Origin of the sequence: Micromonospora sp. RL09-050-HVF-A (assembly GCF_019374995.1) — a bacterium.
Classification (GTDB): Bacteria; Actinomycetota; Actinomycetes; order Mycobacteriales; family Micromonosporaceae; genus Micromonospora; species Micromonospora antibiotica.
Window position 1 is genome coordinate 3270140 of sequence record NZ_JAGKQP010000002.1, and the last position, 19607, is coordinate 3289746.

The 19607-nt window shown below is 73.7% G+C and carries 14 protein-coding genes and 3 pseudogenes; 5 read left to right on the forward strand and 12 right to left on the reverse strand.

Annotated features, from left to right (window positions below; all coding sequences use genetic code 11):
- Positions 1-32: 32 nt before the first annotated feature.
- Positions 33-1289 (reverse strand): erythromycin esterase family protein, encoded by a 1257-nt coding sequence (locus J7462_RS14105; RefSeq protein WP_219464463.1) that lies wholly within the window; start codon positions 1287-1289, stop codon positions 33-35.
- Between the two features lie 93 nt (positions 1290-1382).
- Here J7462_RS14105 and J7462_RS14110 point away from each other — a divergent pair, with 93 nt between their 5' ends.
- On the forward strand, positions 1383-1574 hold the full coding sequence (locus tag J7462_RS14110) for a DUF2795 domain-containing protein (RefSeq protein WP_208568497.1): 192 nt from the start codon (positions 1383-1385) through the stop codon (positions 1572-1574).
- 41 nt (positions 1575-1615) lie between these two features.
- Here the strand turns inward: J7462_RS14110 and erm are convergent, their stop codons facing one another.
- Positions 1616-2446, reverse strand: a complete 831-nt coding sequence (gene erm, locus J7462_RS14115) for an ErmE/ErmH/ErmO/ErmR family 23S rRNA (adenine(2058)-N(6))-methyltransferase (protein WP_219464464.1) — start codon at positions 2444-2446, stop codon at positions 1616-1618.
- A gap of 1037 nt (positions 2447-3483) precedes the next feature.
- Positions 3484-4389 carry a Gfo/Idh/MocA family protein gene (locus J7462_RS14120; RefSeq protein WP_219470331.1) on the reverse strand — a complete coding sequence of 302 codons (906 nt, stop codon included), beginning with the start codon at positions 4387-4389 and terminating at the stop codon, positions 3484-3486.
- Between the two features lie 297 nt (positions 4390-4686).
- Here J7462_RS14120 and J7462_RS14125 point away from each other — a divergent pair, with 297 nt between their 5' ends.
- Together J7462_RS14125 and J7462_RS14130 are read left to right on the forward strand one after the other, a co-directional pair.
- Positions 4687-5082, forward strand: coding sequence for a hypothetical protein (locus J7462_RS14125; protein ID WP_219464465.1), 396 nt, complete (start codon positions 4687-4689; stop codon positions 5080-5082).
- The gene (locus J7462_RS14130; RefSeq protein WP_208568378.1) at positions 5075-5500 is read left to right on the forward strand and encodes a hypothetical protein; all 426 of its coding nucleotides are present in this window, start codon (positions 5075-5077) and stop codon (positions 5498-5500) included. The genes J7462_RS14125 and J7462_RS14130 overlap by 8 nt, the downstream gene beginning before the upstream one ends.
- Positions 5501-5625: 125 nt before the next feature.
- On the opposite strand, the gene fabG is transcribed toward J7462_RS14130, so the two are convergent.
- Together fabG and J7462_RS14140 are read right to left on the reverse strand one after the other, a co-directional pair.
- Positions 5626-6384: a 3-oxoacyl-ACP reductase FabG gene (fabG, locus tag J7462_RS14135; protein ID WP_219464467.1), complete on the reverse strand. Its 759-nt coding sequence runs from the start codon at positions 6382-6384 to the stop codon at positions 5626-5628.
- Between the two features lie 99 nt (positions 6385-6483).
- The gene (locus tag J7462_RS14140) at positions 6484-8136 is read right to left on the reverse strand and encodes an alpha-amylase family protein (RefSeq protein WP_219464469.1); all 1653 of its coding nucleotides are present in this window, start codon (positions 8134-8136) and stop codon (positions 6484-6486) included.
- Positions 8137-8247: 111 nt separating this feature from the next.
- Between J7462_RS14140 and J7462_RS14145 the strand changes: the two genes are divergently transcribed.
- Together J7462_RS14145 and J7462_RS14150 are read left to right on the forward strand one after the other, a co-directional pair.
- Positions 8248-8862: a DUF1349 domain-containing protein gene (locus tag J7462_RS14145; protein WP_219464471.1), complete on the forward strand. Its 615-nt coding sequence runs from the start codon at positions 8248-8250 to the stop codon at positions 8860-8862.
- Positions 8863-9057: 195 nt separating this feature from the next.
- Entirely contained in the window at positions 9058-9747 is a 690-nt protein-coding gene (locus J7462_RS14150; RefSeq protein WP_219464473.1) for a DedA family protein, read from the forward strand.
- Between the two features lie 175 nt (positions 9748-9922).
- On the opposite strand, the gene J7462_RS14155 is transcribed toward J7462_RS14150, so the two are convergent.
- From J7462_RS14155 to lysX, 7 genes and pseudogenes are all read right to left on the reverse strand, one after another.
- Positions 9923-11485, reverse strand: a complete 1563-nt coding sequence (locus J7462_RS14155; protein ID WP_219464474.1) for a cellulose binding domain-containing protein — start codon at positions 11483-11485, stop codon at positions 9923-9925.
- A gap of 347 nt (positions 11486-11832) precedes the next feature.
- A pseudogene (locus J7462_RS14160) lies at positions 11833-13268 on the reverse strand (carbohydrate-binding protein).
- 351 nt (positions 13269-13619) lie between these two features.
- Positions 13620-14081: pseudogene (yidC, locus tag J7462_RS32230) on the reverse strand (membrane protein insertase YidC); the annotation flags it as partial.
- A gap of 125 nt (positions 14082-14206) precedes the next feature.
- Complete coding sequence (locus J7462_RS14170) at positions 14207-14518, reverse strand: DUF6412 domain-containing protein (RefSeq protein WP_308290899.1); 312 nt, start codon at positions 14516-14518, stop codon at positions 14207-14209.
- A 10-nt stretch (positions 14519-14528) separates the two neighbouring features.
- Positions 14529-15413 (reverse strand): alpha/beta hydrolase, encoded by an 885-nt coding sequence (locus J7462_RS32235; protein ID WP_308290900.1) that lies wholly within the window; start codon positions 15411-15413, stop codon positions 14529-14531.
- Between the two features lie 94 nt (positions 15414-15507).
- Positions 15508-16113: pseudogene (locus J7462_RS33630) on the reverse strand (DUF998 domain-containing protein); the annotation flags it as partial.
- On the reverse strand, positions 16110-19472 hold the full coding sequence (gene lysX / locus J7462_RS14180) for a bifunctional lysylphosphatidylglycerol synthetase/lysine--tRNA ligase LysX (protein ID WP_308290901.1): 3363 nt from the start codon (positions 19470-19472) through the stop codon (positions 16110-16112). The gene lysX and the pseudogene J7462_RS33630, both read right to left, overlap by 4 nt.
- Positions 19473-19607: the final 135 nt, after the last annotated feature.

Here is a 19607-nt window from a genome sequence, read left to right on the forward strand (position 1 = left end):
CCACAACTCCATGATCCACTTGGGGGCGGGGCTCAGAGGCCGGTGGGGTAGGTCTCCAGTTCGGCTACGGTGCTGGGGGCGGGTAGCGGGTGCAGGGCGGTGGAGGTGTCGCACCAGATGAAGGCGTCGTAGCGGTCGGCCAGCCGACTCGGGACGTAGTTGCCCCAGCGCTCGAAGGTCGGGTCGTAGACCACGCCGATGGCCCGGTGGTCGGCGGTGCCGGTGACCCAGGCGGGCTGGTCGGGGCCACCGAAGACGAGCACCGCCCGCTCCGGCAGCAGCTCGTGCAGCCGCGACTCCACCGAACCCTCCCGGGCCGGCGGCACCGTCATCACCTCGGCCGGTGAACCCCAGTGCGGGGCGGCCACCACAGTGCCCTGGTAACCACCGAGACCGATCAGCGCCACCGCGTCGCGGCCCAGCCGTTCCCGGGCCAACTGCCCGATGTTGACCATCCCGTCGCCGGCCATGCCGGTGGCGCGGGCGTCCCCGATGTGGGTGTTGTGCGCCCAGACGATGCCGCGTGATCCGGGTCCGTAGCGGGTCAGCAACCTTTCCAGGGTGTCCGCCATGTGGGTGTCGCGCACGTTCCAGGAATCCGGCCCACCGTGCACCATCGCCCGGTAGTACCGTTCCGCTCCCGCCACCACTTCCGCGTTTTGCCAGGCAGCGAAGGCGTCCGGGCCGTCCGAGGCGACATGTGCCCGGGTACGTGCCAACAGCCGGATCACCTCCTCCTCGCAGCGCGCCGAGACGAACCGGCTGGCCGCGCCGTACTCCTCGACCCGCCGGCCGAACGGCTCGAAGCACCGGTACGCGTCCTGGGCGGCCTCCATCGACTTCGGGTCCTCCTCACCGAGATAGTCGAAGATCGCCTGCATGGACTCCCAGAGGCTGTAGACGTCCAGCCCGTGGAAGCCGGACCGTTCCCGCTCCGGACGCTCCAGGTTCCACGCCCGCAGCCACCGGCAGAACCGGTCCACCTCGGCGTTCGCCCACATCCACGTCGGCCAGCGGGTGAACCGTCCCAGCGCGGTCCGGGGGTCCTGGGCACCACCCGGTGCGCCGACCACCGACCGGTGCACCCGGTCGCAGTCCGGCCAGTCCCCCTCCACCGCCACGAAGTCGAACCCCTGCTCGGCGATGAGCCGCCGGGTGAGCTGCTCGCGCAACCGGTAGTAGTCGTAACTGCCGTGCGTCGCCTCACCGATCATGACCACGCGGGCGTCCCGGACCCGCTCCAGCAGGGGGTCGAAGTCGCTAGGCGTACCGAGCCGCTGTACCAGCATGGGCGGGGCTACCCGGCAGGGTCGGCGGACAAACCGCCGATGGTGTGGCGGGACCGGCCGGTGTGGCGGCGGGCGGAACGGGTAGCCGGCGGCATGAGCGTCACCGGGTTGCAGTTGCAGGAGTACCTGGCCGGGCTCGACTACCCGGTCTCCCGCGAGGACCTGGTCCGCTGGGGTCAGGAGAACGGGGCGAGCACCGAGCTGCTCCAACTGCTGCGGGCGCTGCCCGCCGAGCAGTTCGAGGACCCGGCCGACCTGAACGAGGCCCTCACCACCCTCGCCTGAGCCCCCACCCGGATACCTGGGCCCAGGGCGGGCGGCCCCGCTCACCACCGGCGGTCACCGGGTCGGCCCGGTGCGGTGGAAGCGTGCAACAGCCGGAACAGCACCAACCACTGTTCCGGCCAGACCAGCCCGACCGGGGTGGCCGGGTCGATCCGCGCCGCCCGCAGCGCACCGTCGACCCGCCGGCCGGGATGGGCCGCCCGCAGCGAGGCCGCGAGCGACCCGCCCGCCCCGCCGAACCCCAGCTCCACCATCCGCCGGTACGCCGGCAGCGCGGCCACGGCCAGCAGCGGCTCCGGCCGACGGTCGATCCGCAGGATGCCCCCGTCGACGGCGGGCACCGGACGAAACGCGGTGCGCGGCACCCGCCCGGCGAGCCGCCAGTCGTACTCCGGCCAGGTCAGCACCGTCAACCGACTCCACCGGCCGAGGTCACCGGTCCGCTTGCGGGCGTACTCCCACTGGGTGAGCAGGGTGGCCGCGCGCAACCGGGGCGCGGCGAGGCACCAGCGGACCACCGCAGCGGTCAACGACCACGGGATGTTGCCGACCACGGCGAACGGCTCGTCGGGCGGCGCGACGGTCAGGAAGTCGGCCTGCCGGTGCGCCACGTGTGGCAGCGCCGCGCACACCGCCGCCAACTCGGGGGCGACGGTCGGGTCGACCTCGTAGGCGATCAACCGGCCACACCGTCGGGCCAGCGGCCGGGTCAGCTGACCGCGACCGGCACCCACCTCCAGCAGCAGGTCGTCCGGGCCGGTATCGGCCGCCCGGACCATCCGCGTCACGGCGGCCGGGTCGGCGAGAAAATTCTGGGACAGTACGCGACGGGACCGGTCGCGTGCGGTGGTGCGGTCTCGGCGGGGCGCCACGGGTTCGTCCTGTCTGTCGCCGACCGGCGACGGTACGGACAGGCGCAGCACGACGCGGGGCCTGTCCGAGTGGAGCGGGACTCGGACGACCCTGGGGATCGGCGGGGGGACGCTACGCGGTGACGGGGCAGGCGACGATCAGGCCAGACCCCTGCTCAGATCAGCGTGATCAGGCAGAGCGTGAACACGGGGAACGTGATCAGGGTCGGCGTGACCGGGGTCGGCGTGATCACGCCGAGGCGGTCTCGTCAGGTCAGGCGCGGTGGGCGTCCCGGCCGGCCAGGGCCGGACGCCGGACTCGCGGGCGGGCCACCAGGAGGGGCCCCCGCGCGGCCGACGTGACGGCCACGGTGATCAGGGCATGCATGCACATGGCCGCCACGCTAACGCACCTCCCACGTTCCGCAAGGCAATTCCGGATCGGTCCGCCACCGCCCCACCGCCCCACCGGCTCATGACCCCGCCCACCCACGACACCACCGGCCCACGACACCTGACCCGATCAGCACCCGCGCCGCGCCACCTCCGGGCCGGAAAGATCGGCCGCGCTGACGGTGCTCCGGCGGCCGGCCCGTCCGGTTCCACCCCGGTCCGCAGGACGGTGCCCTACGTCGAGGCGCACGGCACCGGGACCGCGGCCCGCCGTCACCGCTGTCGGGCTGTCCCGCGCCGCGCCACCAGCTACCCAGCGTGACCCGGCAGGACACCATTGCCCAGACATCGATATGACGCAGCGGCATATTTATGCCACCCAGGCATCACGCTCCTCGCCGCACCATGGGTCCACCGCCGCCACGCCCGACCGACCACCGAACCCACCGCACCACGGGACCACCACCGCCACACCCGACCGACCACCGAACCCACCGCACCACGGGACCACCACCGCCACACCCGACCGACGACCCCGCCCGCCCGACGACCGAGCCCGGACGCACGATGGCCCACCGCACGCCGAGCCGACGCACGGCCAGCCGACCTGTGACATGCCCTACCAGCGACGGGCCGACCCCCGACAAGCCGGCCGGATCGGGCGGTCAGTGGTGGAGGTCGACGGTGCGGGCCTCGGCGCGGGCGGTCTCCGCAGCCGCCAGGACCGCCACCACCTCCCGGCCGAACCGGACGTCACACTGGTGGTCCCGCTCACCCGAGTCGATCTGCCCCAGCAGTTGGTCGACGGCCGTACCGAAGGCGGTCAGCGTATTGCCGTCGCCCGGCGGTACGGTCTCGACGCCGTTCTCGCCGTAGAAGACGACGTCCCGGGCAAGCGCCGTCGGCGGGGCGTCCAGGGTCAGCGACAGCGCGCTGGTGGCACCGCCATCGTGGGTGAGCAGCAGGTGCACCATCCCACCGGGACCGTCCAGCGCGGCGACCCGGGTGACCCGGCCGAGCACCGGCACGACGATCGAGAGGGCGTGCGGGCCGATGTCCCACAGCGCCCCCTGCTCCCGCCGCCAGCGGGAACCGGCGTACGGGCTGCCGTGCTGGTAGATCGAGGCGAACTGGGTGGCGCGGGCGTGCTGCCAACCGCCGGCCGCAGCGGTGGCGGTGAGGAAGCCGTCGACGTTCGGGTGGAACCGCTGGGTGAAGAAGACCACCGAGGCCACCCCGGCGGCCCGCACTGCTGCGACCAGCCGGTCGGCCTCGGCGAGACTCAGCGCGAGGGGTTTGTCCAACAGCAGGTGGCGGCCGGCGGTGGCGGCCCGGGTGGCGATCCCGGCCTGTACGTGCGGGGGCAGTGCCACGGCCACCGCGTCACAGACGTCGAGCAGCGCGTCGATGTCGGCGAACGCCGGTACACCGTGCCGGGCGGCCAGTGCGCCGGCCTTCTCCGGGTCGCGCCCCCAGACGCCCACCAACTCGGCGCGCGGATGCGCGTCCAGCCCCGCGCCGTGCGTCTGCGCCGCCCAGTGACCGGTGCCGAACAGGCCGAACCGCAGCACGAGGTACCCCCGGTCTCGTCGGGCCACGCGACACCGTGGCCGTCACCCACGCTAGCCGCCCCGCCCAGGCGACGCAGCCGGGACCGGGCGACGCAGCCGGGACCGGGCCGGGAACGCCGTTGTCCGCGTGGCGACCGGCCGTCCGCACCGCCCGCTCCGGCGGGACCGGTTCGCCGGACCGGGACCGGTTCGCCGGACCGGGACCGGGGCCATCCGGGACGGGGACCGGGACGACAGCGATTACTACGCTGGTTAGTAGGCTGTGCCGGTGACCGAGACACCCATCGGAGGGCCGCGATGACCGCCGCGGCGTCGGCCGGCTCGCCGGTGGACGGGGTCCTCGCCACGGCGACGATCGTGCTGTCGCTCGTACTCGCGCTGTGGAGCCTGGTGGCAGCGGTCCGGCACCGGCCGCCGGACCTCGTGCAGTCCGTCGGCCTGGGCCTGCTGGAGGTGGCGCTGCTCGCGCTGACCACCCTTGCCCTGGTCGCGGTCGTCGGCGGGGACCGGGCCGGCGAACCCGGCGCGTTCTTCGGATATCTGGTGACGTTGGTCTGCCTGCCCCCGCTGGCCTGGGTGCTGGCCAGGATGGAGCCGACCCGGTGGGGGTCGGCGATCGTCTGCGCGGTCTGCCTGGTCCTGCCGGTGGTCGTGGTCCGGCTCCAGCAGACCTGGGAGGTCGTCGGTGGTTGACACCCGGGCGTCGGCGCGCGCCACCAACGCGGGGCCGGGACGGCTGCTGATCGCCGTCTACATTCTGTTCGCCATCGCCGCCACCTCCCGGGCCGCACTCCAGATCGCCACGAAGTTCGACGAGGCGCCGGTGGCGTACCTGCTCTCGGCGGTGGCCGCGCTGATCTACATCGTGGCGGCGGTCGGGCTGGCCCGCGCCGGGCACGCCGGCCGACGGGTCGCGCTGGCCTGCTGCTCGGTGGAGCTGGTCGGGGTGGTCGGCGTCGGCGTGCTCAGCCTGGTCGACGCCGAACTCTTCCCCGACGAGACGGTCTGGTCCGGCTTCGGCAGCGGCTACGGCTACATCCCGCTGGTGCTGCCGGTGTTGGGGCTGCTCTGGCTCTGGAGCACCCGCACCCGCACCGCCGCCGACTCCTGACGCCGGCCCCGGGTCCGGGTCCTGACGCCGGCTCCCGGCCCGACTCCCGACGCCGGCTCCCGGTCCGGGTCCTGACGCCGGCTCTGACGGCTGACGCCGGCCCAGGGCCGGACGCCCCGGCCCGGTCAGTCCTTCGGGCCGCCCGCGACGTAGATGACCTGCCCGGAGACGAAGGACGCGCCCTCGCTGACCAGGAACGAGATGGTGTGCGCGACGTCCTCGGGGCGGCCGGGTCGACGGACCGGGATCTCGGCGGCGGCGTGCTTCTGCAGGTCGTCGAAGTCGACCTTCATCCGGGCGGCGGTGGCGGCGGTCATGTCGGTGACGATGAAGCCGGGGGCGACCGCGTTGACCGTCACCCCGAACGGCCCCAGCTCGATGGCGAGGGTCTTGGTGAAACCCTGGAGGCCGGCCTTGGCCGCCGCGTAGTTGGCCTGGCCCCGGTTGCCCAGCGCCGAGGTACTGGACAGGTTGACGATCCGGCCGTACTTCTGCTCGACCATGTGCCGCTGGGCGGCCTGGCTGAACAGGAACGCGCCGCGCAGGTGCACCCCCAGCACGGTGTCCCAGTCGGCGTCGGTCATCTTGAACAGCAGGTTGTCCCGCAGCACCCCGGCGTTGTTGACCAGCACCGTCGGCCCGCCCAACTCGGTGGCGACCCGCTCGACGGCGGCCTCCACCTGGTCCCGGTCGGCGACGTCCGCGCCGACACCGACGGCCCGGCCACCGGCGGCGGTGATCGCGTCCACGGTCGGCCCGGTCGCCGCCTCGTCGATGTCGACCACGGCGACGGCCATGCCGTCGGCGGCCAGCCGCCGGGCGGTGGCCGCGCCGATGCCGCGCGCGGCTCCGGTGACGATGGCGACGCGGGACTCCTCCGACATGACTACCTCCCGGTAACTTCTGGCTCGATCGGAGGAGCCTACCCGCCCCGCCCCCCGTCGACGTCCCGGCCGGGCCGGGACGTCGACGGGGGGTGACGGTCAGTAGGTGGTGGAACGGCAGAGCCGGATCCAGCGGTAGCCGTGCCCGCCCAGCTTCAGGCTGTCCAGCTTGCCGACGTCGCCGTAACCCCGGTCGGTCAGGACGTCGATCGGCAGGTCCGCCTCGGCGGCCAGGGTGCTCAGATCCACCTCCACGTCCTCGGTACCGAGGTTGTGCAGGAAGACCATGGTGCCGGTCGGACCGTCGGCGCGGTGCGCGAGCACCCCGGCCGGCATCGGCACGTCGATGTGCGAGGTCGAGCCGGAACCGATCTCCGGGGCCTCCCGCAGGGTCCGGATCATCCGCTCGAACCAGGCCAGCAGGGACGTCGAGTCGCCCCGTTGGGCGGTGACGTTGACCTGCTGGTAGCCGAAGTCACCCTGGTCGATCACCGGGCGGATCAGCTTCTCCGGGTCCGCCGTGGAGAAACCACCGTTCTCCTTGTACGACCACTGCATCGGGGTACGGATCGCGTCCCGCCCGTCCAGCGCGAGGTTCTCCCCCATCCCGATCTCCTCGCCGTAGCGCAGCACCGGCGTGCCGCGCAACGAGAACTGGAGCGCGTACGCCAGCTCGATGTGCCGGCGGTCGTTGCCGAGCATCGGGGCGAGCCGCCGCCGGATGCCCCGACCGTAGAGCTGCATGTTCTCGTCCGGCCCGAACTTCGCCAGCACGTCGTTGCGCTGGTCGGCGGTGAGCCGGGACAGGTCGATCTCGTCGTGGTTGCGCAGGAAGGTCGCCCACTGGCCACCGGTGGGCAGCTTCGGGGTGTCGCGCAGCGCGTCGATGATCGCCTCCGGGTCCTCCCGGGCGAGGGCGAGCATCAGCCGGCCGTTGAGCATGAAGTCGAAGAGCATGTGGATCCGGTTGCCCGAGCCGCCGCCGTCGCCGAAGTAGACGGGCAACTGGTCGGGCTCGACGTTCGCCTCGGCAAGGAGCACCGCGTCGCCGCGCCGCCACTGCACGTGCTGGCGCAGGTCGGTGATGAAGTCGAAGTCCTTGGGGGCGTTCGGGTTGCCCGGCTCGGTCTGCTCGATGATGAACGGCACGGCGTCCATCCGGAAACCGGAGACGCCGAGCTGGAGCCAGAACGAGGTGATCTTCTTGATCTCGGCGCGGACCTTCGGGTTCTCGATGTTCAGATCCGGCTGGAACTTGTAGAAGCGGTGGTAGAACCACGCCTTGGCGGTCCGGTCGTAGCTCCACGTCTCGTGCTGCTCGCCCGGGAACACCATGCCCTGGTGCCGGTCCGCCGGCTCGTGGTCGGCCCAGACGTACCAGTCACGGTACGGCGAGTCGGGCGAGGACCTGGCGGACTGGAACCACGGGTGCTGGTCGGAGGTGTGGTTGACCACCAGGTCGATGATGACCCGGATGCCCCGGTTCTGTGCCTGGTGCAGCAGCTCGGCGAAGTCGCCGAGGGTCCCCAGGCGCGGGTCGACGTTGTAGAAGTCGGTCGCGTCGTAGCCGTCGTCCTGGTTGGGCGAGGGGTGGATCGGGTTGAGCCAGAGGCAGGTCACCCCCAGCCGCGCCAGGTAGTCGAGCCGGCCGATGAGGCCCCGGAAGTCACCGACCCCGTCACCGTCGGAGTCCGCGTACGTGTCGACGTCGAGGCAGTAGACGACGGCCTCGGAATACCACCTGTCACCCATGCCGGCCTAATGTCTCCGATCGCTCGACGCCGCAAACGCGAGGCCCGTTCCATCGTCCGTCGGTGGCCACCACGCCGACCCGGACGGGCCGGTGCGGGGTACGGTCCGGGCATGGCTGCGCATCCGACGGACGGCTCCCGGACGGTCGACTGGGACGAGGGCCGGTGGCTGCACCCACCGGTACGGGTGGACCGGGCCGGCGACGGCGCGCTGCTGGTGGAGCCGGCCGCCAACAGCGACCTGTGGCGGCACACCAGCTACGGCTTCGTCCACGACGACGGGCCGGCGCTGCTCGCCCCGCTGCCGGCCGACGGCGCGGTCGAGGTGGACTTCCTGCTCGACTACACCGCCCAGTTCGACCAGGCCGGGGTGCTGGTGCGGGTGGACGAGCGGAACTGGATCAAGGCCGGGGTGGAGGTCAGCGACGGACTGCCGCAGGTCGGCGCGGTGGTGACCCGGGAGTTCTCCGACTGGTCGGTGGCCCCGGTGCCGGACTGGCAGGGCCGGGAGGTGACCGTGCGGGCCAGCCGCAGCGGCGACGCGCTGACGGTCCGGGCGCGGGCCGCCGACGGGCCGTGGCGGCTGGTGCGGCTCGCCCCGCTCGCCCCGGACGCGGTGGCACTGGCCGGGCCGTTCTGCTGTGCGCCCACCCGGGGCGGGCTGACCATCCGGTTCACCGGCTGGCGACAGGGTCCGGCGGACCGGGGACTGCACCCCTGCGACTGAGCCCCGGCTCAACCGGCTGCGACCGCCGGTCTCCTGGCGGCACGACCGGCTGCGACCGGTCTCCTGGTGGCGTGGGTCGGACGGCGCGACCGGGCACCGGTGGGGTTCGGCGGGTGGGCCCCCTCACCGCAGGGTGTAAGTGGTGGCCGGCTGGGTACCACTGTCCGATCCCGCCGGCCCGCTGGAAGGACGCCCATGGCTCTCGCCGAGAACGTCGACCCGAACAAGTTCACCGGGCTGACCGGATGGGTGGCGGGCGTCATCGACTCCCTCGGCGCGGTCGGCGTCGCCTTCCTGGTGGCGTTGGAGAGCATCATCCCGCCGATCCCGAGCGAGATCGTGCTGGCGATGGCCGGCTACCTCGCCGCCGAGGGCCGGTTCAGCCTGGTGGTGATCGTCCTCGCCGCGACGGTCGGTTCGCTGGTCGGCGCGCTGGTGCTCTACTGGCTCGGCGCGGCGATCGGCGAGGAACGGCTCAAGCACTGGCTGGACCGCATCCCGCTGGTCGACCGGGAGGACCTGGAGAAGGCCGACCGCTGGTTCGAGCGGCACGGCCGGTGGGCGGTGCTGATCGGTCGGCTGGTGCCGGTGGTGCGCAGCCTGGTCTCCGTCCCGGCCGGTGCGAACCGGATGCCGATGGGCGAGTTCGTGCTGCTCACCACCCTGGGCAGTGGGGTGTGGAACGCGCTGGTGGTCGGCCTCGGTTACACGCTGGGCTCGCGTTGGCAGGACGTGGAGAAGTACAGCGACTGGTTCAACTACGCCATCTTCGCGGTCTTCGCCGTCATGATCGTGAGCTGGGCGGGCAAGAAGATCCGCTCCCGCCGTGACCGGGGTGACCGGGGTGACCGGGGTGACCGACGGTCGGTGTCCGCCGACCACTGACCGGACCACCGCGCCGCCCGACCGGCACGGGCTCACCCCGCCCGAAGGGCCGCGAGGGCAGGGTGAGAGGTACGGCCAGTAGACAACGGCCGGGCAGGAAGACCGCCCGGCCGAGCAGCCGCCCCGCCGGTGGAGCCGGACCGTCGGACCGGCCGGCCCCACCGGGCGGTGGTGTTCAGAACCTCGCGGTGATCGAGGTGAACTCCCAGAGGTTCTGGGCGATGCCGGAGCAGTTGGCGACCACTCCCCCGTCCGGGCAGGCGCGGTCGCGGTTGACCGACCAGAAGGTGAACCGGGACAGCCCCCGTGCCTTGGCCCAGTCCCGGATCTGCGTCCAGGTGGCCGGCGAGGTCAGCTCCCGCTGGTCGGACAGGCCGTTCATGCCGCTGATGCCCATGTGCGCGTACGCGGTGGCGTCGGACCAGCCGAACGCCGACTTGAGCGTGGTCTTCAGCCCTTCGGCGGCGTTGACGGTGTTCTGGTACATGTTCGCCCCGCCGCCGAAGTCGAACGGCATGATCGTGAAGGTGTCGATGTTCGCGCCGAGCGCGGCGGCCTGGTTGATCAGCCGGGTGCCGTAGTACGACGGCCCGGTGGTCGAGGTGCCGAAGGTGACGATCGTCCTGATCCCCGGGTTGTTCTGCTTGACGATCTTCAGGGCGCCGAGGATGCGGTCCTGCACCACCTCGTTCTCGAACTCGTCGCTGTTCTCGATGTCGATGTCGATCGCCTTCAACCCGTACGCGTTGATCACCTGCTGGTACGCCCCGGCGAGGGCGCTGGCCGACGCGCAGTTCGGGCCGAGCTTGTTGCCGCTCCAGCCGCCGAACGACGGGATGACGTCGCCGCCGGCCGCCCGGATCGCGGCGATGGTGTTGGCGTGCGCGCCCCCGGTGAGCGGCCCGGAGCCGTCCCAGGCGGGGGTGCAACCACCGCCGGAGAGCACGAACGCGATGGTGAACCACTTCACCCCGGTCGCCCCCATCACGGTGGCCGGCGCGGGCGGGTCGCCCCAGCCGGGGTAGAGGTAGGGGGCGGCGGCCATCGTGCCGTTGCCGCCGGTGCAACCGGTGGTGGTGGCCGACACCGCTGCCGACTTCGCCGACTCACCGGCCGCGTTGTAGGCCGTGACGGTCCAACTGTGGGTGGAGCAGGCGGCCAGCCCGGAGACGGTGGTCGAGGTGCCGGTGACGGTGGCCTTCACCGTGCCGCCCTCGTAGATCCGGTAGCCGGTGACCGTGCCGGAGACGGCGTTCCAGGCCAGCGTGGCCGACGAGGCGGTGGTGCCGGTGACCCGCAGCCCGCCCGGGGTGGCCGGGCCGGTCGGGTTGCCGGGGCCGCCGCCGGTGCAGGCCCCGCCGTTGACCGTGCAGTTCGTCGGGTCGCCGGTGCCGGCGACGACGAAGCCGAAGGTGGTGCTGGCGCCGGGGGCGAGGCTGCCGTTCCAGCTCTGGTTGAGGGCGGTGACGCGCTGGCCGGAGCTGCTCAGCCGGGCGTCCCAGAACGACCCGACGGTGCTGCCCGAGGGCAGGTCGAACGCGACGGTCCACGAGCTGATCGCGGTCGAGGTGTCGTTGGTGACGGTGAACTTGGCCTCGTACCCGCTGCCCCAGCTGGCGGTGCGGACGAAGGCGGCGATGGCGGCGGACGCGGCCGGCGGGGCCACGAGCGTGCCGGTGACCAGGGCGGCGGCGAGCGCGACGGCGAGGGTTGCCGCGCGGGGGGAGCGGAGTCTCACGGGTGGCCTCCAGTGGACCGGAGCGGGTCGGGGGCGGGGGTGCGACCAGGCCGCGTGCGCGGGCCGGTGGGCGCGGTCCGGGGGTGGGACCGCCGGGACGACGATGAACCGATCCACGGTCGTCCACGTCCGCGCTCATTATTAAGACTCTTAACTGTTAATGTCCAGAGCCCTTTCGGCCGCCCACTCCCCGCCGCCCCGACCCGACCGGCAGGGCCCGGCCGGAACAGCGCATCCAGGACCCGGCCCGCCGGGTGCACACCGGCACCGGCGGCCGCCGGGTCGCGAGCCGGCCCCGCACGGACGAGGGGGCCGCGCCACACCGGCACGGCCCCGCACCGCCCGGGTCAGCGGCGGAAGGTGAACCAGTTGACGTTGACGAAGTCGGCCGGCTGGCCGCTGCTGAAGGTGAGGTAGACGGTGTGTCGGCCGGTCACCGCCGACACGTTGCCGGGCACCGACCGCCAGCTCTGCCAACCACCGGTGTTGGCGATGGCGAAGCTGCCGATCGGGGTGGCGGTCGGGCTGTCCACCCGCACCTCGACCAGGCCGCTCACCCCGCCCGCCGCGCCGGAGGCCACCCGGGCCAGGAAGTCGCGCGGGCCGCTGCTGCCGAAGTCCACGTTGTCGTAGCGGGCCCAGTCACCGTTGCGCAGCGCGGCGATGTTCTGCCCGCCCTCGGCGCAGGTCTCGACGGCCACCCCGTTCTGCCCGGAGAACGCCTCGGCCTGGATCGTCGAGTAGGCGTCCACGGTGCCCGACGGCGGCGGGGTCGTCGGGGCGGGCGTGGTGGGGGTGGGCGTCGGGGTGGAGCCGCCGCCCCGGCGGTAGACCGCCACGTAGTCGACCACCATCGGCCGGCCGGAGACGGTCGAGCCGGTCGGCGTGACGGCACCGGCCACCCCGTCCGGGAAGGAGCCGCCCATCGCCACGTTGAGCAGCAGGAAGTAACCGCCGTGGCCGGTCATCTGCGCCCAGTAGCTGGCCCCGACCTGGTTCTGGGTGACGGTGTGGAACAGCTGCCCGTCGACGTACCAGCGCAGTTGCTGCGGGCTGACCGAGGTGTCCCACTCGGTGCGGTAGGTGTGGAAGGCCGCCTGGCAGGCGCTGCCGGGGCAGACCCGGGTCGCGCCCAGCCCGCTGAACTCGTTGCACGGACCGCCGGGGGCCACCCCGCAGTGCAGCGCGCCCCAGACCTGGTTGAGCCCGTTGACGTTCTCCATCACGTCGATCTCGCCGATGCCCGGCCAGTTCTGGTAGTTGCCCCGGTAGGGTGCGCCGAGCGCCCAGAACGCCGGCCAGTAGCCGGCCGCCTGGGCACCGGTGACGTTGGGCATCTGGATCCGCCCCTCGATCGCCAGCACCCCGCCCGACGGGGCTTGAAGTCGGTGCGCACGGTCTCGATCCGGGCCGAGGTCCACCGGCCGGCGGAGTCGCGCAGCGGGGTGATCCGCAGGTTGCCGGACCCGTCGTGGGCCAGGTTGGCGGTGCTGCCGGTGTACGTCTGGATCTCGCCGGTGCCCCAGTTGGCCGGGCCGCCCGGGTAGCTGGTGCCGGTGTCGACGATCCAGTTGGCCGAGGACGGCAGGGTGCCGGCCCCGCCGGTGAAGTCGTCGCTCCACATCAGGCTCCACCCCGACGGCGGCGACGGGACGGCGGCCTGGGCGGCGACCGAGACGCCGGTCAGCGCGGTGGCGGCGGCGAGCGTGACCGCCAGGGCGAGCCGGCGGCGGGGCCGGCGCCGGGCGGTGGGGGCGACCGGAGCCGCCGGGTCAGCGTTCATCGGGATGCCTCTCTGGGGGACGGGAGCAAAGAGAGCGCTCTCTGAGCGGTTTTCTACGCTCCCGCCCCACCACTTGTCAACGCTCGTCGATGGCTTCGGCCGGCACCGGTTGCGGCCGACGCAGCAGCACGTGTTCGGCCACCGTCCACCCGGTGGTGGTGACCAGGTAGAGCACCGCCGCCAACGGCACCACCAACGCCAGCAACACCGTCCCGTACGGCAGCAGCGGCAGCACCCGGGCCAGCAACGCCGCCCCGGCTGGTCCGTCGGTGCGGCGGCCGACGCCGTCCGCCGGGCCCGCCGGGACAGCACCGTGGCCAGGCCGGCCAGGGTCGCCAGCAGCACCCCGAACACCAGCAGCACCGACAGGGTCAGCCCGTCGCCCAGGTGCCAGCCCAGCGGCACCCCGGCCAGCCGCGCGTCGAGCAGCCCGACCGCACCGTCACCGGTGCCGAACAGGCGGTACATGACCAGGAAGAACGGAGCCTGGAGCAGCGCCGGCAGGCACCCCGCCACCGGCGACGCCCCGGCCCGGCGGTAGAGCGCGAACACCTCCGACTGCAACCTCGCCGGGTCGTCCGCGTACCGCTGCTGGAGCTGGCGGAACTGCGGGGCGAGGGCCGCGCGACGCCGCTCCGCGCGGACCTGGGCGACGGTGAGCGGTGAGATCAACAGCCTGACGGCGATGGTGAACAGCACGATGGCGGCGGCGGTGGCGGCCCCGCCGGCCAGCGGTGTCAGCAGCCCGGCGAGCCAGCCGACGACGGAACCCGCGGCGGCAGCCGCGTCGTGCACAGGTGAGAAGGCGAGCATGGGGAACCCCTCGGTCCGATTCCGGAGGTCCGCACGGGACGTCGACCGGCCGCCCGTCAGGGCGGTCGGCGGGTCACCGTGGGACGGATGGCGACGGAACCGGTCGGCGTCGGCGGCGCGCGGGATCAGCCCGCGGCCGGGGACCACCCGACCGGGAGGGAACCCCCGGGTGCCCGGGGGCGGGGTCGGCCCGCCGCGTCCGGATCGACCTGCCGGGGTACGCGTCTACGCCGGGCCCGGTCGCGTAACCCGACAGCCCGCCGTCGCCCCGTGCCGGGGCCGGACGTCGGCCGGGGACGGGTCGCCAGCAGGACGACGAGCAGCAACGCGGCCACCACCGCCGCACCGGCGAGCAGGTCACCCGGCCGGTCCGCGAGCAGGGTCAGCCCGACGAGCGCGTACGCCCACAGACCCGTCACCACCCGCAGCCCCGACACGCCCGCCAGCCTAGGACCCGCTGTCACGTCGGAGGGCCGCGACGGCCTCGACCACCGTCTCCGGCCGGTCCACGTGCAGCAGGTGCCGGGCGTCCCGCAACACCTCCTGCCGGCCGGCGGGGAAGCTCGCCGCCAACGCCGCATGGCCCGCCCGCCACGCCGCCCGACCGGCCGGGGTGGGCACGTCGCCGAGCGCGGTCAACACCCGCACCGGCAGCGTCGGTGCCGCCGTCACCGCCCGCAACGCCACCAGCTCCGCCGCCACCGCCGGGTACGCCAGCCACTGCACCAGCGCCCCGACCAGCACCGATCCGCAGCCGTACGCCGCCGCGGCGGTCGGGTCGGGCGGACGGATGCTCATCGGGCGCACCGCCCGACGCCACGCCCCCGGGCCGTACCGGCGGGCCAGACCGGACCGGTCGAGCGCCCCGGCCAGCACCGGTGCCCCGGCCGCCACCGTGCCGGCCGTCCACGCCGACCACCGCCGCCACCGGGCCGCCCCGCCCGGGTCCACCAGGCTCGGGTCCACCAGCACCAGCCCGGCGAGCCGCCCCGGATGCCGCCGGGCGTACGCCTCGGCGGGCAGCGCCGCCGCCGAGTGCGCCACCAGCACCGGCCGGTCCAGCCCGGTCACCGCCGTGTCGACGCGGGCCAGTTCGGCGGTGAGGGTGGGCACCCGGGTGTCGTCCGGCCGGTCCAGCCGGCGCACCAGGTACCCGGCGGCGGTCAGCGGCGGCACCAGCCGGTCCCAGGTCGCCGCCCCCTCCCCCATCCCCGGGCAGAGCAGCACCCCGGGGCCGCCGGCCCGACCGGTAGCCGCCGCGTCGTCGGCAGTGGGCCGGTCGGGCGCAGGCCGATCGGCGGCGGGCCGGTCGGGGGTGGCCGGGCCGGTCACCGGGGCGCTCCGGGCCGGGACCCCGGCGGGCGACGGCGGCGGTGAGCAGCAGCCAGCCGGACAGGCCGGTGAGCTGGACCCGCTGCCACAGGCCCAACCCCCACTCGGGGTGCAGGGTGGCGACCAGCGTGCCGACCGTGCCGACCGCCAGCACCACCGCCACCACCAGCCCGGCCCGGCGACGGACCGGACCACGCAGCACGGCGAGGACCGCCACCAGGCTGAGCAGTGCGCCGGCCACCGCCACCGACGAGGTGACCGTGTGGGCCTGGTGCCGCCAGGACAACTCGCCCGCCTCCTCCAGCCGGGCGCAGCGGTCGTCGATGGAGGGGGCGCAGTCCATCGAGGTGTACCCGCCGTCGACGGCGGTGGCGACACCGAACACCAGCAGCCCCCACCAGGCCGGCCGGGGCACCTCCCGGACCACCCGGGCCAGCAGCAACCCGGCCACCGTCGCGCACAGCCCGGTCGTCACGTCGCCGAGCTGGAAGACCAGGTGGTACGGCTGGTCCCGGGCGGCCAGTTCACTCAGGTAACTCTGCACCGGCCGCAGCCCCGGGTTGAGCACCGGGGCGAGCAGCCAGGAGGCGTAACAGACCGCCGCCACCACCAGCGCCACCGCCGCCCCGGTCCGGGCGATCCGGTGCCCGTCACCCCCACGGCGGGCCGCCGGGTCCGGGTCACGGTGGGGGCGGTTCACGAGGACTCGCGCACCATCGGGAACGGCAGGGTCTCCCGGATGGACCGGCCGGTCAGCAACATCACCAACCGGTCCACGCCCAACCCGAGGCCACCGGTCGGCGGCATCGCGTACTCCAGGGCGGTGAGGAAGTCCTCGTCCAGCTCCATCGCCTCCGGGTCACCGCCGGCCGCCTTCAGCGACTGGGCGGTCAGCCGTCGCCGCTGCTCGGTCGGGTCGACCAGCTCCGAGTACGCGGTGCCCAACTCCATCCCGAACGCCACCAGGTCCCACCGCTCGGCCAACCGGGGATCGGACCGGTGCTGCCGGGTCAACGGCGACACGTCGGTCGGGAAGTCCAGGTAGAACGTGGGCACGTCGGTACGCGCCTCGACCAGTCGCTCGTACAGCTCCAGCAGCAGTTCGGCGCGCTCCCACCCCGGGTCGTACGGCACCTGGGCCGTGTCGGCGAGCCGGCGCAGGGTGGCGACGTCGGTGTCGACGGTCACCTCCTCGCCCAGCGCGGCGGAGACCGCCCCGTGCACCGTGTGCACCGGCCACGGCCCACCGATGTCGACCAGCTCACCGGTGCCCGGTCGACGGGCCAGTGGAGCCCCGTGCACCGCCACCGCCGCCGCCACGATCAGCTCCCGGGCCAGCTCCCGCATGTCGTGGTAGTCGGCGTACGCCTGGTACGCCTCCAGCACGGTGAACTCCGGGTTGTGGCTGAAGTCGACACCCTCGTTGCGGAACACCCGGCCCAGCTCGTACACCCGCTCGACGCCGCCCACGGCGAGCCGCTTGAGGTAAAGCTCCGGGGCGATCCGCAGGGTCAACCGCAGGTCGTAGGCGTTGCTGTGGGTGACGAACGGGCGGGCGTTGGCTCCGCCGTGCACCCGTTGCAGGATCGGCGTCTCCACCTCCAGGAAGTCCCGCGACACCAGGGTCCGCCGCAGGCTGGTCAGGGTGGCGCTGCGGGCGCGCAGCAGGTCCCGGGCCTGCGGGCTGGTCGCCAGGTCCAGGTAGCGGCGGCGGACCCGCGCCTCCGGGTCGGCCAGGCCGTGGTGCTTGTCGGGCAGCGGGCGCAGGCACTTGGCGGTGAGCTGCCAGTCGGCCACCCGGACCGACACCTCGCCGCGCCGGGTGGCGTACACCTCGCCGGTCGCGCCGACGTGGTCGCCGATGTCGACGGTGGCCCGCCACCGGGGCAGCTCCTTCTCCAGCACCAGTTGCAGGTCGCCACTGCCGTCACGGATGGTGACGAAGCAGATCCGACCGTGGTCACGGACCAGCAGCACCCGCCCGGCCACCGACACGGTCTCCCCGGTGCCGGTGTCCGGGGCCAGCCCGGCGTGCCGCGCCCGCACCGCCGCACACCCGTCGGTACGCGGCCACCCCACCGGGTACGCCTCGACGCCCTGCGCCCGTAGCCGGTCCAGCTTCGCCCGCCGGACCCGCACCTGCTCGGGCTGCTGCTCGCGGGCCGGTTCGGGGCTGACCGCGTGCACCGTGGCCGCGTCCGGCGGCACGAACCCCACCCCGCCACCGGCCGGGGGTGCCCCGTACAGCGGGGACGGCCGGCCGCCGGGCAACGCCACGAAGCCCTCCGCGACAGCGGCGGCCAACCCCACCCGGGCCAACTCCCGCCGCTCGCCGAAGCACAGATAGCGGGGCGTCCAGTGCGGCTGGTACTTGGCGTTGGACAGGTACAGCGACTCCAACTGCCACCAGCGGGAGAAGAACAGCAGCGTACGCCGCCACAGCCGGATCACCGGGCCGGCGCCGATCCGGGCGCCCTGCTCGAAGACCGACCGGAACACGGCGAAGTTCAGCGACACCCGCTCGACACCCAGCCGGGGGGCCGCACCGAGCAGCGCGGCCACCATGAACTCGGTGACCCCGTTCTCGGCGGTGCGGTCCCGACGCATCAGGTCCAGCGACAGGCCGTCGGTGCCCCACGGGCTCAACGACAGCAGCGCCCGCACCCGGCCGGTGCCGTCGCGGGCCTCCACCAGCACGCAGTCACCGTCGGCCGGGTCACCGAGCCGGCCCAGCGCCATCGAGAAGCCGCGCTCGTGCTCGGTGTCCCGCCAGCGGGTGGCCAGGGCGGCGAGGTCGGCCAGCTCGTCCGGCGGGATCTCGTGGTGCCGGCGGACCAGCGCGGTGTGACCGGCCCGCTCGACCCGGTGCACCGCCTGCCGGACCGGACGCATGTCCCGCCCGCCCAGGTCGAACTCCCGGGCCAGCAGGATCGCCTCGTCGCCCAGTTGCAGCACCTTCAACCCGTGCCGGTGGTAGGCCCGCGCGCCGGCCTCGCTGGCCCCCATCACCGCCGGGGTCCAGGCGTACTCCCGGGCCTGGTCCAGCCAGGCGGTGATGGCCGGACCCCACGCCTCCGGGTCACCCACCGGGTCGCCGCTGGCCAGGCTCACCCCGTTGACCACCCGGTAGGTCAGCGCCGCCTTCCCGCTGGCCGAGAAGATCGCCGCCTTGTCCCGTCGGGTGGCGAAGTAGCCGAGCGAGTCCCGGTCGCCGTAGCGGGCCAGCAGTTCCCGGATCCGCTGCTCCTCGTCGGGGTGCAGCACGGCGGCGGCGCGCTGGGAACGCAGCAGGGTGAACAGGCCGGCCAGGAAGGCGACCGCGCCCATCCCGCCGAGCAGCAGGTTGACCCAGCCGGGGGCCTGGCCCTGCCGGGTGACGTCCAGCGTGATGGCCCCGCCGAAGACCTTCTCGATGGCGTACCCGACCCGGTCCAGCAAGCTGCGCAGGCTGCCGGGCACGGCGGTGAGCAGCAGGTAACCGAGCCCGACGGCAGCCGCGGCGAGGCCGAAGAACACCCCGAGGGCGCGGCGGGTGCTGCCGCTGCGGACCCGGGCGTAGAACTCCCGCCGGGCGGTCAGCAGCAGGGTCAGGGCGGCGGCGGCGAACCCGATGCCCACCCAGACACCGACGGCGTCGATCAGGGTGAACAGCTGCCGGCCGGCGTCGTCGGTGAGCTGGTCCGCGCCGACGGTCACCAGCACCAGGCCGGTCAGCACCCCGACGACCAGGCTGAGGATGAAGTAGACGACCAGCACCCAGTACGCCAGCCGCTTGCGGCGCAGCACCGCCGCGGCGAGGGTGCCGAGGAACACCGCGTACGCCAGGTTGGCCGGTGCCGGCACCAGCAGCGTGTCGATGGTGGTCCGGACCGGCTGGAACTCGGCGTTGGCCGCGCTGCTCACCGCCGCCAGCGCGCAGATCGCGGCGATGAACCACAGCAGCGCCGCGAACATCCGGGGCACCTGCCGCCGCCAGTCCCGCCCGGCCGGCCGGGGCGGGTGGCCGGGCCGCCGCGCCGGGGTCGGGGGCGCCGACTGGGGCACCGTCGTCGGGGTCACCTGACCTCCCTCACGTTCCCGCCCCGACCCGCTCCAGGTCGGGGCGGGGGTGCGGCACGGCACCGGTCGGCGGGACCGGGTCATGGTAAGCATCCGGGGCGATGGCGCGCCGTGTCGCGTTTTCTCCGCCGGACA

Excerpts from the sequence above, each read along its gene's own strand:
- J7462_RS14105 (WP_219464463.1), bottom strand. The coding sequence starts at position 1,289 with ATGCTGGTACAGCGGCTCGGTACGCCTAGCGACTTCGACCCCCTGCTG.
- J7462_RS14110 (WP_208568497.1), top strand. The coding sequence starts at position 1,383 with ATGAGCGTCACCGGGTTGCAGTTGCAGGAGTACCTGGCCGGGCTCGAC.
- J7462_RS14125 (WP_219464465.1), top strand. The coding sequence starts at position 4,687 with ATGACCGCCGCGGCGTCGGCCGGCTCGCCGGTGGACGGGGTCCTCGCC.
- fabG (WP_219464467.1), bottom strand. The coding sequence starts at position 6,384 with ATGTCGGAGGAGTCCCGCGTCGCCATCGTCACCGGAGCCGCGCGCGGC.
- J7462_RS14140 (WP_219464469.1), bottom strand. The coding sequence starts at position 8,136 with ATGGGTGACAGGTGGTATTCCGAGGCCGTCGTCTACTGCCTCGACGTC.
- J7462_RS14145 (WP_219464471.1), top strand. The coding sequence starts at position 8,248 with ATGGCTGCGCATCCGACGGACGGCTCCCGGACGGTCGACTGGGACGAG.
- J7462_RS14150 (WP_219464473.1), top strand. The coding sequence starts at position 9,058 with ATGGCTCTCGCCGAGAACGTCGACCCGAACAAGTTCACCGGGCTGACC.